This window comes from Tritonibacter sp. SIMBA_163, assembly GCF_046535935.1.
Lineage (GTDB): Bacteria > Pseudomonadota > Alphaproteobacteria > Rhodobacterales > Rhodobacteraceae > Epibacterium > Epibacterium scottomollicae.
Genome location: NZ_JAWJBP010001287.1, coordinates 1 through 237, shown reverse-complemented (window position 1 = coordinate 237; position 237 = coordinate 1). Strand labels below are relative to the sequence as shown.

Below are 237 nucleotides of genomic sequence, written 5' to 3'. Positions count from 1 at the left end.
CGTAGAGGTGTCCACCGGTTGCCCCATACAAGCAAGTGTTACCAATAATGGCATTATTTGCCGGTTCATAGGTGGCTTCTGCTGGGGGAACGATGACAATTTCGCCACCATTCATGCCTTTACCTACATAGTCATTAGCTTCGCCAGTGAGTTTGAGGTTCATTCCGGCAAGGTTAAATGCACCAAAACTTTGTCCGGCTGCCCCTTGGAAATGGAGGTTAATTTGTCCTTTAAAGC

Annotated in this window: 1 protein-coding gene; it reads right to left on the bottom strand. The window is 47.3% G+C overall.

From position 1 onward, the window contains the following. Window positions 1–237, bottom strand: a 237-nt coding sequence (locus R0J92_RS26450; RefSeq protein WP_411053873.1) for a hypothetical protein, incomplete at both ends; no start/stop codon positions are given.